This is a genomic window from Dyadobacter sp. Leaf189 (assembly GCF_001424405.1).
GTDB lineage: Bacteria > Bacteroidota > Bacteroidia > Cytophagales > Spirosomataceae > Dyadobacter.
This window is the reverse complement of sequence record NZ_LMPS01000006.1, coordinates 383,395-397,523: the sequence shown is the minus strand read 5'-3', so window position 1 is coordinate 397,523 and position 14,129 is coordinate 383,395. Positions and strand designations below refer to the sequence as shown.

The 14,129-nt window shown below is 48.0% G+C and carries 13 protein-coding genes; 3 read left to right on the top strand and 10 right to left on the bottom strand.

What is annotated here, in order from left to right:
• Positions 1 to 2 precede the first annotated feature (2 nt).
• The 6 genes from ASG33_RS20225 to ASG33_RS20200 form a co-directional block, all read right to left on the bottom strand.
• On the bottom strand, positions 3 to 371 hold the full coding sequence (locus ASG33_RS20225; protein WP_056289688.1) for a type II toxin-antitoxin system HicB family antitoxin: 369 nt from the start codon (positions 369 to 371) through the stop codon (positions 3 to 5).
• Positions 364 to 627: a type II toxin-antitoxin system HicA family toxin gene (locus ASG33_RS20220; protein ID WP_056289686.1), complete on the bottom strand. Its 264-nt coding sequence runs from the start codon at positions 625 to 627 to the stop codon at positions 364 to 366. The genes ASG33_RS20225 and ASG33_RS20220 overlap by 8 nt, the downstream gene beginning before the upstream one ends.
• A gap of 70 nt (positions 628 to 697) precedes the next feature.
• The gene (locus tag ASG33_RS20215) at positions 698 to 2,122 is read right to left on the bottom strand and encodes a family 16 glycoside hydrolase (RefSeq protein ID WP_056289684.1); all 1,425 of its coding nucleotides are present in this window, start codon (positions 2,120 to 2,122) and stop codon (positions 698 to 700) included.
• Between the two features lie 109 nt (positions 2,123 to 2,231).
• Positions 2,232 to 4,586 (bottom strand): ABC transporter permease, encoded by a 2,355-nt coding sequence (locus ASG33_RS20210; RefSeq protein WP_056289681.1) that lies wholly within the window; start codon positions 4,584 to 4,586, stop codon positions 2,232 to 2,234.
• A 124-nt stretch (positions 4,587 to 4,710) separates the two neighbouring features.
• The gene (locus ASG33_RS20205) at positions 4,711 to 7,110 is read right to left on the bottom strand and encodes an FtsX-like permease family protein (RefSeq protein ID WP_056289679.1); all 2,400 of its coding nucleotides are present in this window, start codon (positions 7,108 to 7,110) and stop codon (positions 4,711 to 4,713) included.
• Between the two features lie 154 nt (positions 7,111 to 7,264).
• Complete coding sequence (locus ASG33_RS20200; protein ID WP_056289676.1) at positions 7,265 to 7,507, bottom strand: hypothetical protein; 243 nt, start codon at positions 7,505 to 7,507, stop codon at positions 7,265 to 7,267.
• 157 nt (positions 7,508 to 7,664) lie between these two features.
• Here ASG33_RS20200 and ASG33_RS20195 point away from each other — a divergent pair, with 157 nt between their 5' ends.
• Together ASG33_RS20195 and ASG33_RS20190 are read left to right on the top strand one after the other, a co-directional pair.
• Entirely contained in the window at positions 7,665 to 8,564 is a 900-nt protein-coding gene (locus ASG33_RS20195) for an NAD(P)H-binding protein (RefSeq protein ID WP_056289673.1), read from the top strand.
• Positions 8,565 to 8,576: 12 nt separating this feature from the next.
• Complete coding sequence (locus ASG33_RS20190) at positions 8,577 to 9,494, top strand: AraC family transcriptional regulator (protein WP_056289671.1); 918 nt, start codon at positions 8,577 to 8,579, stop codon at positions 9,492 to 9,494.
• A 60-nt stretch (positions 9,495 to 9,554) separates the two neighbouring features.
• On the opposite strand, the gene ASG33_RS20185 is transcribed toward ASG33_RS20190, so the two are convergent.
• Genes ASG33_RS20185 through ASG33_RS20170 form a run of 4 tightly spaced genes read right to left on the bottom strand, consistent with a single transcriptional unit; the run spans position 9,555 to position 12,764 of the window.
• Positions 9,555 to 11,123: a glycosyltransferase family 39 protein gene (locus ASG33_RS20185; protein WP_310589214.1), complete on the bottom strand. Its 1,569-nt coding sequence runs from the start codon at positions 11,121 to 11,123 to the stop codon at positions 9,555 to 9,557.
• A gap of 16 nt (positions 11,124 to 11,139) precedes the next feature.
• A complete protein-coding gene (locus ASG33_RS20180; protein ID WP_056289665.1) occupies positions 11,140 to 11,694 on the bottom strand; it encodes a hypothetical protein in 555 nt (184 codons plus the stop codon).
• Positions 11,695 to 11,702: 8 nt separating this feature from the next.
• The gene (locus ASG33_RS20175; RefSeq protein ID WP_056289661.1) at positions 11,703 to 12,140 is read right to left on the bottom strand and encodes a hypothetical protein; all 438 of its coding nucleotides are present in this window, start codon (positions 12,138 to 12,140) and stop codon (positions 11,703 to 11,705) included.
• A gap of 48 nt (positions 12,141 to 12,188) precedes the next feature.
• Positions 12,189 to 12,764 (bottom strand): YdeI family protein, encoded by a 576-nt coding sequence (locus ASG33_RS20170; protein WP_056289659.1) that lies wholly within the window; start codon positions 12,762 to 12,764, stop codon positions 12,189 to 12,191.
• A 226-nt stretch (positions 12,765 to 12,990) separates the two neighbouring features.
• Between ASG33_RS20170 and ASG33_RS20165 the strand changes: the two genes are divergently transcribed.
• The gene (locus ASG33_RS20165) at positions 12,991 to 14,109 is read left to right on the top strand and encodes a redoxin domain-containing protein (RefSeq protein ID WP_056289656.1); all 1,119 of its coding nucleotides are present in this window, start codon (positions 12,991 to 12,993) and stop codon (positions 14,107 to 14,109) included.
• Positions 14,110 to 14,129 lie beyond the last annotated feature (20 nt).

Here is a 14,129-nt window from a genome sequence, read left to right as displayed (position 1 = left end):
GGCTACCTTTCGCCAAAAACCTCTGCGCCAATCTCCTGATGCGAGGATGCATATTGTAAAACCGATTTTACAAAATCATTCAGCGTAACATTGTACTGTGAGGCGAGCAAGGCTATTTTCTTGTGCAGATCTGATGAAACGCGCACATTGAAAACACCTTTGTAAGACTTCTCAGGAGACTTTCCCAGCAGCCTGCACGTTTCAATATAATCGTCAACGGCTTCTTGCATACCTTGTTTCAAGGCTTCAACGGAAGTGCCTTCAAATGTGACAAGGTCATTTACACCAATCAATTTTCCAAAAAATACTTCATCTGCGGGACTGTAATAAATACTAGCAGTGTACCCGTCGTAGAACAGTGAGTTAATCATTTTTGACTTTTCCATTTTCTTCAAGAATCTCAATTACTTGTTCTATCACGTAAAACTTGACGATTTGCCCTGGATGCGGTTTGTGGAGGCTAATGATATGTTTAGCCGCATCAGCAAACTTTCGTCTCGATCCGCCAGTCGCTCCTGTCGGCAATTCGCGATATCCATAGAACTCCAGAACTAATACAAGTTCCTTCCATGTAAGGTCCTTAGGTTTATTGAAAAAGCGCGCTAGCAGCTTTTCTATTTTACTCATGTGTGTATAGAATGTAACTAATTTTTAGTTACAAATATAGAATGTAAATTGAGATTTTCAAGTTCCAGCACTACTCCTTTACAAAGACGCGGCTGTCGCTGCCTTCGCGGAAGCTTACTTTTTTGTCGGCAGGTGAAAATTCGAACAGGATCGCCGCGGCGGGGTAGGCGAAGGTGTGCTTGCCGGTCTGGCGTAACTCGGCAGGCGGCCTGCTGTTAGCCTGGACGGTGAGTACTTTATCCTTTTTCGCAAATGTCAGTTTGAATTGCACCTCCGGGTTGCTGTAAGTTCCGGTATAAGGTTCAGGATCGAGGTTGGCGATCTCCTTTGCGAGACTGATAACGCCTGCTATATTGTCGGTCTCCAATATCGCCTCGCTGTATTCAAGCCGCGCCATGATACCCCAGCCATAGAAATCATTTGCAACCCCGATCAGCAGGTCGTTTTCTCCCTGGTTGAGGTTTAGTTTCACAGTCGCATTCTGTACCGATATCCTACCGTCGGGATAGCGTTTCATGTTTTGCTGAAACAGGTTTTTATCAGCAAAAACAATCTGATTATTTAAAAACACCCATACTTCATCACTGAAACCCAGTTGTATGCCAGCCTTCACCGCTTCTTTGGCTGTGATTTTGGTTTTCAGCCAGATCGCCTTCCGGCTCTTGTTGCCTCCGTGCCTGCGCGTGAGGTTTACAAGACCAGCGCGTTCGGCCGCAATAGAATCCGTGAACAGCTCCGGTTTCGGTTGATTCTGAAAAGCCAGCTCGCTTCCGACGGGAAGATCAAAAGGAGCGGTGGACGCCCATTTTCTCAGGTAAAGCCCGTCATAGCTGGTCATATCCGGTAGCGCCAGCGGACTCAAACCTTCTGTTTCATTCGGCTTCACCTGAACATTGGCGATATGAGAAGCTCCTTCAAATGCGATGCTTCCTTCCGTCGCGCTGCCTTGAAGCTCCGGTATATCCAATGCGGGCCGCATTGCATTGTTCAGGAAAACTTGCAATCTCTTGCCTGAAACAACCAGTTTTACGTGGTTCCATTCACCAGCTTTTACCATCGCGGGCGCCTGAAAGTCGGGATACATATCCCACATATTGATCCCATCAAAATAGGGCGAGTACTGAATGCCCTGGTTTGCCAGCTTGTTGCCGACACGCGACATGCGCAGGTACACAATCTCCTGTTCTTTCTGGTCTTTTTGATGGAAATAAACCGACTCAGCAAACTCTGCCGCAGAAGGATCAATATCGAACTCAATCGTACCGTCTCTGAACACCACATCTTTTAAAATCACCTGTCCCGAGTTAGGCGCCAGCTTCATTGCCTTTATTCCATGATGCTCCTCAAAGATTACCTTGTCGGCCTGGAACTGCCATTTTTCAGCAGTGAGCGGAATGGTGAAGTCATTCTTTTTAAGTGAGGAGGAGGTACTCTTCTTTTGACCAAAACTTTGAAATGCAAGGAGGATGAACAGTACTTGAACGAGATTTTTCATAGCATTTTTGCTTGTTTGATTTTGGGCAAAAATGTGCTTCAAACCCGCAAAATCCCGTTCAAATGCGAGTCAAGTTCGGTTCAAGTTGCGTTTAAGAGTGATTTCAGGCTTATTCTGCTTTCATGGCGCGGGTCGGGTTCATTAAAGCTGCTTTTACTGCCTGATAGCTTACCGTAAGCAATGCGGTGAAAAGCGAAAGAGCGCCTGCGAGGGCAAATGTCCACCAGCTCAGCTCTACCTGAAATGCGAATCCTTTTAACCATTGATCCATCAGATACCACGAAACGGGCGTCGCAATTACAATGGCAATCAAGACCAGTCTGACAAAATCGGTGGAAAGTAAGGTGGTAATGTGCACGACTGTCGCGCCCAGCACTTTTCGGATGCCGACTTCTTTGGTGCGCTGCTCCGTCACGAAAGAAGCCAGGCCAAGCAAGCCCAGGCAGGAAACGAGGATTGCAATGCCGGCAAAAAAGTTGAAAAGCTGTCCCGTCTGCTGCTCCGACTTATAAAGCTGATCGTAAGCTGAATCTAGAAATGTATATTCAAATGGGTACTCGGGCTGGTATTGCTTCCAAAGCTTTTCAGCCGCCGCCAATGCAGCCGGCGCAAGCTTGCCTGTGGTATGCACATTGACGATGTGATTTGACTGCGGAGTACTGTACAGCACAAGCGGCCACATCTGTTCGCGCACGGACATCATATTGAAATCTTTTACAACACCGATGATAATGCCCTCGCTACCATCACACTTGAAACGCTTTCCCACAGGATCTTTCAGGCCGGTTTGTTTTACTGCGGTTTCATTTAAAATGAAGTGCGCAGAATCGGACCTGGTACCGAAAAAATTGTCGCCTGCCAGCAGCTTGATGTTAAATCCGGGGATAAAATCTTTATCAACGCCGATCTGCGCGAGTACCAGAGTGCGGTCTTTTGACTTTCCGTCCCAGTCGCAGGAAGCTGTACCTGTCTGCACATTCACCGGGGTGTCAGTTGAAGTACTTACCGCCAAAACGCTTGCCTCTCCCGCCAGTGCCTGCTTGAACTGCTGCGTAAATCCTTTCCCTTGAAATGTGAAAACGTGTTCACGGTTAAAACCCGCGTCGCGCTCACGGATAAACCGGAGCTGATTCCCTATTACAAATGTACCCACGACCAAAACCGTCGCTAATGTAAACTGCAATACTACGAGCGACTTACGCAAGCCGGCGGCTCCGGTTTGTCGGTGGCTGCCCCGCAATGCGGCAACGGGATTGAAGCCCGAAATGAGAACAGCAGGATAAATGGCCGCCATTAAAAAGCAAAAGAACAAAATACCGGAAAGCACCTGCCAGGCAGCCGGATCGGCAAGTGAAAAACGGCCTGATTTGCCGGTTATGTTTGAATAAAAGGGCAGCAGCGCCTGTACTAACCCGACTGCGACGATCAGCGAAATGCTCAATGTCAGCAGTGACTCGATGAGTAATTGTCCTGCGAGTTGCGCGAAACCTGCGCCCACCACCTTGCGCACACCTATTTCCTTATGCCGCCTTGTCGCACGCGCGGTTGTCAGGTTGACGTAGTTGATGCAGCCGATACTGAGCAGGAGCAGGGCTACCATGCCCAATATCTGGACCTGCTGCTCAGGAGAATCTCCGCCTTCTACGGGATGCAGGTGGGTGTCGGCAAATAACTGCAATCGGTAATCTGATTGCACCTTTTCCTTTACCGAACGCGCGTGAGCCGCGGTAAGCTGTTGATTCAGAAGTTGAATAGCTGCGCCTGGCTTTGTTACAACATAAGTTTCAACCCCGAAATCATCCCAGTTTTCATCCATCAGTTTTTGTCCGCCTCTCTCGGGAGCAATGATCTTGCGGACATCCATATTGACATAAATATCATTTCTGAGTGAAGAATTGTCCGGCGCATTTGCCAGCACAGCGCTGATTACGAGTGTTGTTTTGGTATCAACATTTTCGACGGCTTTCCCGATGACGTCGATGGTCCCGAAATATTTCTTTGCTAATTTTTCCGAGACTACCATTGCATTCCGGGCTGTGAATGGCTTGTCAGGATTACCGGCGATAACTTTAAAACCTTCGAATACTTTGAGAAAATTGGTGTCTGCGAAAGCAATGCCGCTTTTCTCTGTGAAGGTGTGCTTACCTGTGCGGAAAATGCTGCCCGGGAACGGCGCGGTGCGTGTTACTACCTCTATCTCGGGGATGTTTGTGGCTGCGATAGCGACAGGAGACGGCGTTGAGGTAAATGTATTCTCATCAGGCCCTTTCCCGAAATGCGCATTAATGAGGTAGGTACGATCGGCATTTGGATGAAATCGGTCGAAAGTCAGCTCGTCTTTTACCCACCAAAACAGCAGCAGGCTCACGGCAAGTACCACAGACAGTCCGCCAATATTAAGTACCGAATACCAGCCGCCACCGCGCAGGCTGCGTAATGCAATTTTAAGGTAGTTGAAGATCATGCTGTTAAGGTCAGGTGTTCATTGGCCAATACGGCAAACGGACAGTTTTTGTGGCACTTAGCCCGCAGCAGTTTCATGCAGTTAGGCCGGGGCGGGATCTTGCCTGAAAGTTGAAAGCGACATTTTAGTCACTGGCGAGGCTATTTACCGGGTTCATTCTGGCTGCCTGCATTACCTTCAATCCGATGGTCAGTATAATAATCGGCACAATCAGCAGACTGCCTGCTGCTATGAGCCACCAATGGAGGTCAATGCGATAGGCGAAGTGATTTAGCCACATGCTCATGAGCGTCCACGCCACGGGAAAAGATAGCAAAAACGCAATGCCGGTCAGGATCAAAAGCTCCTTCCCGAAAAGGGCTAAAATGCTGTCAACACTGGCTCCAAGCACTTTTCGTATGCCGATCTCCTTCGTTTTTTCGGTAACCATAAATGAGATCATCCCATACAATCCAAGGCAGCAAATCACGATTGCAACCCAGGCGAAAAGACGGATCAGGTTGGTTAGTTGCTCTTCCCTGGCGTAAAAGGAGGCAATTTTCTCTTCGATGAATTCCCAGTTGAAAACCTCGCCGGGATAATGCGTTTGCCATGCTTTCCGGATATGGGATATGGAGTTGGTGAGAGAAGATAAGTCGAGTCGGATCGCTACTTCGCGGTATTGTTCAGGCTGGGCGTAAATGGCGCAGGGCTCAGTTGCATCGTGCAACGATCGCAGGTGAAAACTTTTGACCACACCCACAATCCGGCCTTTGTAGCCAGAGGTACCGTCTTCCATCGACCGGCCGATCATTTGTTGCGCATCGCGGATCCCCAGCTTTTTCATGAATTCCTCATTGACAACAAATTCCCGGACTGAGTCACGGTCGGAGAAGCTGCGGCCGGCGAGCAGCGGCATCTGGTATGTTTTGAGATAATCCGCATCGCCAAACCGCACTTTAATTACAAACTTTTCCCATTCGATGCGGTTGTCGAACCGAACCGAGCCGCCGAATCCCATATCGGAAGTAGGCGCGTCGTACTGGTAAGTAACCGACTTTACCTCGGGATATTGGAGTAGCGCATTGCGGAAAGCCTGCCTGTTTACGGTTTCGCCGGTCTGCCTGGGCAGCGTTATCCGGATTACGCCCTTCTGGTCAAAACCCAGGTCTGCATTCCGGAAAAAATCAAGTTGCAGCATCATGACCAGCGTGCCGGTGATCATGATTTGTGCAATTACCAGCTGCACGACCACCAATGAGCGCCGCAGCCCGATACCGCCAACCTGACGGGAAATGAGCTTGCTTTTCAAAGCAGCTACCGGATTAAAGCCCGAGAGGATCACCGCCGGGTAGAAACCGGCGAGCAGTACAATCAGCAGTATTGTAACGAGGGCGAAAACCAGCACTTCCATTTGCAGGAGGTTACCTGCCTGAAAAGCCTGCGTGTGCGTCCAGTTATTGAGTGGCGTGAAAAGCGGAATGGTAAAGAGTATGGAGCCAAATGCGGCTAGAAGGGTAATCAGCAGTGTTTCGATATTGAACTGCCAGAAAAGTTGCTGTCTGCTGCTCCCAAGCGCCTTTCGCACGCCGATTTCCTTTGAGCGTTTCACAGCCTGGGCCGTGGCCATATTGATGAAGTTAATGCTTGCAACCAACACCAGAAAGAAGCCTACGCCGGCTAAAATCCAGAGAATGGAGCGCCGGATTTTGCCATCGTAATTTTCATTGAAGTGAATGTCAGCCAGCGGTTGCAAATGGTGCCGGTAGTAGGGCGCGTTGTCCGCATAATATTTCTTTCCGTTTTTGGCTATAAGCTTTTCAATGTGCTGGGGCTGTGTATCCGGTGCGAGTCTCGCAAAAGTAAAATTCCGGCTGCTGATCCAGCCGAAATCGGTTTGCCAGTTAGTAGGTTCAATGGTTTTGATGGTGGGGAGGGAAATGTAGGCATCAAAGAAAAAATCACTGGGATACTGCTGATCTCTGATCACGCCGGTAATTTTTAAATCGTGCGCATTGTCGAGCCGCAAAATTTGTCCTGTTACATCTTCCGTTCCAAAATATTTTCGTGCAAGTTTCTGGCTCACAACTACTGTAAAAGGCTCCTGCATGGTCGCTGCCGCATTGCCGGAATGCCAGTTCAATGCAAAGAGCTGCATATAACCGTAATCCGCATAGGCGACATTTTCCTTTTCCATAAAGCGCCGCGGACCGGCGGCAGTGTTGGTTGAAAACGATACCATCGGCATCCGGCGGAGGAATCCCGTTTTTTCAACGCCCGCATAGTCTTTTCCCAAAGCAGCTGAAAGCGGGTACGCAGACCCAGGCTCGCGAACAATTCCCTCGTCTAAATGCAGGTCGAGTACGACCCGGTACAGCCTGCTGGCATCCGGCTGGTGCCGGTCAGTGGAGAGGTGATGGGCGAGAAAGAGGAAGATCAGCGTTGCGCCGGACATTCCGAGTGCCAGTCCAAGGATGTTGAGCAGGGTATAAGTGGCATTTACCCGCAGGTTACGGACAGCGACGGTCAGGTAGTTTTGCAGCATATAATCGGACGTGAGTTAGCTGCATAAAGGTAAAAAATAGCAGGTGCGTCCCGGCGATTAAGTCCTCCACGATGAAGTATTTAACATCATTTAACAACCTTCAATCCTTGCGCGGAACGCCTGACCATTTTTGAGTATTACAGATCGCAGGCGATCACGGATTTCCTTCGACTTCCTCATCGTCAACACCCTCGAAATAATTCACGACGGTCATTAATGGCAGGGTGGTAGTGTCGGCTGCATTGGACATCTGTATCACAGCGCGTTCATTATTCTTTTCATCAAAGCCGGAAAAGTAACCTTCAATTACCTCGCCCGGGCGGACTTTGTAGCTGATTGCTTTATCAATGTATCTGGAGGCTCGCTTCTGGAGACCGGTGAGTTCGGGCTGGGGCATTGGAGTGTCGTTTGATGGTTCTGCTCGTGCAAATATCTTTCCAAAAGTTTAAAGCGTCTTCATAGCGGCCCTTCTTTCGGCTACAACAACCGTAGATTCGGCTACGCCTGCTTTTTCGGTGCTGCGCAATTTTGCATAAACAAAAAAAGACAGCAAAATGAAAATCGTTTTAACAGGCTCGCTCGGACACATCAGCAAGCCACTCGCCGGAACATTGATTGGCAACGGGCACGAAGTAACAGTAATCAGCAGCAGCCCTGAGAGGCAGCAGCAAATAGAGGAACTGGGTGCGAAAGCGGCTATCGGTACTTTTGAAGATGTGGAATTTCTTGCAAAAACCTTCACCGGCGCCGACGCGGTTTACACCATGGTAGCGGCGCACAGCTACCTGAGCAAAGATTTGGACCTCATTGGGTTCTACAAACAGCTGGGGCAGAATTACGCCGAAGCAATTCAGCATGCGGGCGTGAAGCGGGTTGTCAATCTCAGTACTTTCGGGGCGCATTTAGCTGAGGGAAATGGTATTCTGGTCGGTGCTTACCATGTAGAACAAACCCTTAATGCATTGCCTGCGGACGTTTCGATCACGCACATGCGACCGGTTTCTTTCTACTACAATCTCTATGGTTATGTGCCTATGATCAAAGCTACAGGCGGTATTTACGTCAATTATGGCGGCGACAGCATGATTCCCTGGGTGTCTCCTTTTGACATTGCCGATGCAGTGGCAGAAGAACTGCAATCCGGCTTTACGGGCAGAAATGTACGTTATGTGGCGAGCGAGGAGCTTACCGGCGATGAAACTGCGCGCATTCTGGCGGCGGCGCTTGGTAAACCGGATCTGAAATGGGTGGTTATTTCGTCTGAGGAGTCGCTCAACAACCTGACTTCTGTGGGCATGAACCCGGCCATTGCAGCGGGGCTGGTAGAAATGTACGGTGCATTGTACAGCGGGTTGCTGGGTGAGGATTATGTCAAAAACCGCCCCGCCAGCATGGGAAAGGTGAAGCTGGCTGATTTTGCGCAGGAGTTTGCAGGTGCATTCAGGGAGAATTGATTAACTTGTAACATGTCCACCATCCAGCCCACCCGATTCAAGACCATCAGCGAATTTCACAGATTCCGTGGCTTGCCTGCGCCCGAGCATCCGCTTGTAAGCGTGATAGATATGTCGCTCGTGCGGCATGTTGCCGGGAATGCCCCTGCTATCGTAAAGGATTTCTATTCCATTGCGCTCAAACGTAATTTTCACATCAAGATGAAGTACGGGCAGCAGGACGTGGATTTTGACAACGGTGTGATGTTTTTTATGGCGCCGGGACAAGTGCTCAGGTTTGGTACCGACATTGATACCGAAGTTCAGCAATCGGGGTGGATGTTAATGCTTCATCCCGACCTGCTCTGGAACACGCCGCTTGCCAAGGGTATCAAGCAGTACGAATACTTCGAGTACAGTGTTACGGAGGCGCTTTTTGTTTCTGAAAAGGAAGAAGCTACGCTGAATACGATCATTGAAAATATCCGGCAGGAGTATCGGGCAAATCTGGATAAGTTCAGTCAGGACCTGATCATTGCGCAGATAGAATTGCTGCTGAAATATTCAGAACGCTTTTATCACCGCCAGTTCCTGACCCGCAAGAATGTCAACCACAAGATCCTCGACCGGCTGGAAGAAATCATCAATGCTTATTTTGACAGTCCGGACTTAATGCAAAAGGGGCTGCCTACTGTGCAGCACGTGGCAGAAAATCTTAATATTTCACCTAATTACCTGAGCAATGTGCTCAAAACACTTACGGGACAAACTACCCAGCAGCATATTCATCACAGGCTGATCGAGAAAGCCAAGGAGCGGCTGTCTGTCACAGATTTGTCTGTCAGCGAGATCGCTTACGAGCTCGGCTTTGAGCATCCGCAGTCTTTCAGCAAACTCTTCAAAACAAAGACTAACTACTCGCCCCTTGAATTCAGAGCTTCTTTCAACTAATCTTTTGATCCCCGGGCTGAAGCCCGGGGCAAGGGATTTTTGGGGCTGAAGCCCCTGGGTTTACCATTTTTCTTCTTGTATTTCGCGGCTTATTCTGGCATTGATATCCACTTTTGCATTCACAAAAAGGAAAATTGTTGCGCCGCGTTCGCGTGAGTAGGGGGTGGTTACCGAGTCGGTGATGGAATAATTGTTGAATAATGGCGCAGTTTCCTTAATCTCCGCTTCACGTTCCCATGCGTTTTTGACGCGCACCACGTGCTTGTATTTTTTACTCAGGTCAAACCAGTTCACGTAATCTGCATTGAATGTAACTGCATTCACGTTTTTTCTGGAATAGTAATTAATGGCACCGGCCTGGCCGTAGTTGTCGCAAAGTACCAGCGTACTCTCCGGATCGGGTGATTGCGCATAAGCGGCGTCCACTTTCCCGGCGAGTTCTTCCCAGCCCAGCATATCAGCAAAATCCTGCGGGATTTCATGATCTTTTCCATCTTCCCAGCGCAACAGGCCCGCGCGCTTGTATCTTCCTGAACCATCCACAATTTCCTTCGGGGTTTTATTAGGGAATGCAACGCGCGATACCGGGATAAATATGGTAATTGGTATGATAATAAAAGCCGCCCGCAGCCAGACCGACTTCAATCTTTCGGCTACAAACACTGCGCCAAAAGCAATGTAAATCGGATAAATTCCAATCGCGTAGTAACCTTTGGCCCGCAACAGCGTGAATACAACCAGCGTAAAAACAATGGAGAAGAAGAAGAGCTTGTATTTGCCGAAAGGTTTGTAAAACAGCAACGCGTAAAATCCAGGAACAATCACGAGCAATGCGCCTATGAAGTAAATGAACTGTTCCTTAAAAAAGTCGGCGCGGCTCACATTGACGAGCTGTCTTTCACTGAGTTCCTTCATGTGGTGAAATACGGGGAAATCGTTCTGATATTGCCAGATAATGTTGGGTGAAATCAATACAATGGCGAGCAGAAGTGCAAAATACAGGTGACGATTCAGGAAAAGGACCCTGTGTTCTGTTAATAAAATAGCCGGCAAAACTCCGATCACGAGAAATGCGACATTGTATTTGTTCAAAAAGCCAAATGCAAATACAACGGCAATGCCGTAAAGCCACTTTGGGCTCCTGGTCTGAATGTATTTGACAAGGAAATAGTAGAGCGTAGTCCAGCATAACACATCAACCGAATTGGGCTGAAACAGCTGGTTCAATCGCAGCAATGCAGAAAACAACGTACAGGTAGCAGCAAGAACACAGGCATACAGGCTGCCACGGAGTGCTTCGACCGTTTTCCAAACTACGAGTATTGTCAGCGCGCCGCAGAGTGCCGGAAAGAACCGCACCCAGAAAACGGAGTTACCAAGTGTTTTGATGATCAGCGCAATCCAGGAAGTAACAGGCGGCACCGACATATAACCCCAGGCGAGATGATCGGCCTGGTCCAGGTGCAGATACTCGTCGCGGTGCAGGTCGTAGGAGGGGAGGATCAATACATATTGTAACAGGAATTTCAACGCAATGAATGCGAGTAAAATGGTAGTTTTTCTGGTCATGGATTTTCTGTGGTCGGTTTTCGGCAATGGATATTGCCTGGCAGGAAAGTTAAGACGCATTCGCTGTTTCCCAAGTTTACTGCTGCACAGCGATCGGAATTATGTTGCCGCGCCGATGGTTGATTTTTAGTTTATAGCGTCTTGGCATATCCCTTCGCAGAGGAACAAGACTGCCCGCAGCTCCAAAGTAAGTATTCGCCGGACCAGCGAGCTCGGTATAACTTGCATTGCGTTCATAATAAAGCTCCCGGGCTCCTTTTTTGATCTCGAAAAAACCGTAAGGTGTTGCTTTGAACATTCTGTTCCCGTCAGAAACTGCATAGATACCCTTTGTTTCAATCCAGACTTTCTTCCTTTTTTCACCATAAAGCCTAGCTACATTGGTCTTTTTCCTGGAATCTTCAATAATCATTTCGGTTTCAATATCCGGTGTGTTGGATTTGAAATGTGCGTAGTCTTTGAAGATCCCGGCCCGCGGTTTGTCTGTAATGAAAATCGGAAGTTCGATAATTTCCAGACTGTCGAGATGGTTCAATTCAGCACGCGTATAAACTTCCTGATTTATCGCGACTTTATGGTTTGGAACTTCTTGTGAAATCCGGCAGATAATCTTGCTAACTTCTCTAAGCATTTTTGCTGTTACATCAAATCCTTTTGTTTCAGAACTCTGATCCAGCGTCCAAATTTCAGAGAATTTGCCTGGAATGCTATCCGAAAAAAAACGCATTTTGAGATTTTCAACAAACCGGTTTCTGTATAATCGGTGTTTTCATCCATATAGAGCTGATTCAGAAGTATCACCAGCGACTTCGGATTTGAACTACTCACGGATGTAGGCGGAAAGAATTTTGCCAGCGTATCCGCTAATATTCCATCAAACGTGACTAGCCTTGTTACATTACCAATACCAACCTGAACGAAGCCAAGTATCTGCTTTTCATCCCTGTTATCAATGATTTCAACAGTATCAAACGGCAGTTTTTGCTGCTGCTCACAGGGGCGCAGGATAAGCGGCACCTGGCTGAATGAACTCGATGCAATAAATGCAGTCAGGATAACAATGATACAAAGCTTCATAGACTTGGGTGGGTATAATCTTCTTATTTAACTACCAGACAAAATACTCTAAACTGCCTTCAAATTCAATGCAGCTTTCTCGATAGTTTCCTGAATGCGTTTCGCGCGGGTTTCGGGGCGTTTTGCGGATGAGATCCAGTAGAGGATCAGCTTGCGGGATGAAGGTGAAAATGCTGTAAAGTTTTGTTTTGCAACTTCATTTTTGTCTAATGCAGTTTGCAGGTCTGCCGGTATCACCTCGTTATCTATATCATTAAGCCTCTCCCAGGAGCCATTTTGTTTGGCCAGGTCTATCATGGCTTGCCCCTGCGGGCGCATTAACCCCAGTTCCGCCATTTTTACAACGCGCTCCTTGTTTGTTTTAGCCCAGTTGCTGACAGGTTTTCGCTTGGTATATGTCTGATAAACACTATGTTCGTCGCGCTTGATTGTCTTGCTGTCAATCCAGCCGAAGCAGAGTGCGTGTTCAACAGACTCCACGTATCCGACACTTTTTACGCCGCTATTCTTATTGTAAATAACCAGATAAACAGAGGTGGCTGAACCAGCATTTTGTTCCAGCCAGTCGCGCCACTCTTTTGCTGAGGCGGCGATTACTACTTCTTTTCCGTCCTTGATTTCCATAGCTACCTGCGTTTTTAAATATGTTGCAGATCCGGGTCGGTACTGAGTCTGCCACTGTTTTGTTTTACCAAAAATACATTGCCGGCGTGACAGCCCTTTGTCAGCAGTGTCCGGCCGAGAGGAAATTTATTTTCAAGGTAAGTTTTAATGGGATTAAAACAGTATTTTGTTGGAACCTTGTCGCTTTTGCATGATATCTCATTTGTGAATTAAAACAGCCGATACTATGCGCCTTATTCGCAAAATATGCATGCTGCTGATGCTGGCTTATACCAGCGTTACAGCCGCCGAACAGCCGGAAACATTGAAGATCGGAGCATCTGCACCCGATTTCAACCTGCTGGGAACAGACGGAAAACGCTATTCTCTGAAAAGTTTTTCCGGGGCCGATGCGCTGGTGATCGTTTTCACGTGTAATCATTGTCCAACCGCACAGGCTTACGAAAATCGCGTGAAAGATCTGGTCAATGATTACAAAGCTAAAAAAGTGGCAGTAGTGGCCATTTCTTCAAACGATCCGAAAGCGATCAGGCTGGATGAGCTGGGTTACACGGACCTGAGCGACACTTATGCCGATATGAAGATCAGGGCAAAAGATATGGCGTATAATTTTCCTTATCTGTACGACGGGGACGATCAGAAAACTGCATTGGCTTACGGACCAGTCGCTACGCCGCATATTTTTATTTTTGATAAAAACCGTAAGCTGCAATATACCGGCAGGATCGACGATGTTGAAAAGCCCACAGGAACGCCCAAGAACCTGGATGCAAGAAATGCGCTTGACGCGATGGTGGCGGGCAAACCTGTGCCTGTACCAACAACAAAAACCTTCGGCTGTTCAATGAAATGGGCTTCCAAGGAACAGGGTGCACAAAGCGAGCAGGCTGGTTGGGCGAAAGAGGCGGTTAGTCTGGTGAAGATCGATGAGGCGGGTTTGAAAGAACTGATCCAAAACAAATCCGATAAACTCAGGCTGATCAATGTTTGGGCGACCTGGTGCGGTCCGTGCGTTGCCGAATTTCCGGATTTTATGGAAATGCACCACATGTACCGCGGACGTGATTTTGAATTTGTATCGATCAGCGCCGACAGTCCGGACAAAGAAGCGAAAGCATTAAAATTCCTGCAAGGCAAATACGCTTCGAATAAAAATTACATTTTTACATCCGACGATAAGTACAAGCTGATTGAGGCAGTAGATCCGAAGTGGCAGGGTGCATTGCCTTACACGATCCTGGTAGAGCCGGGTGGAAAAATCGTGTACGCAAAACAGGGTCCGATTGAGCCGGCGAAGATGAAAAAGATGATCGTAGAGAATAAGTATGTAGGAAGATATTATTGATATTAAAAACTAACTAAATC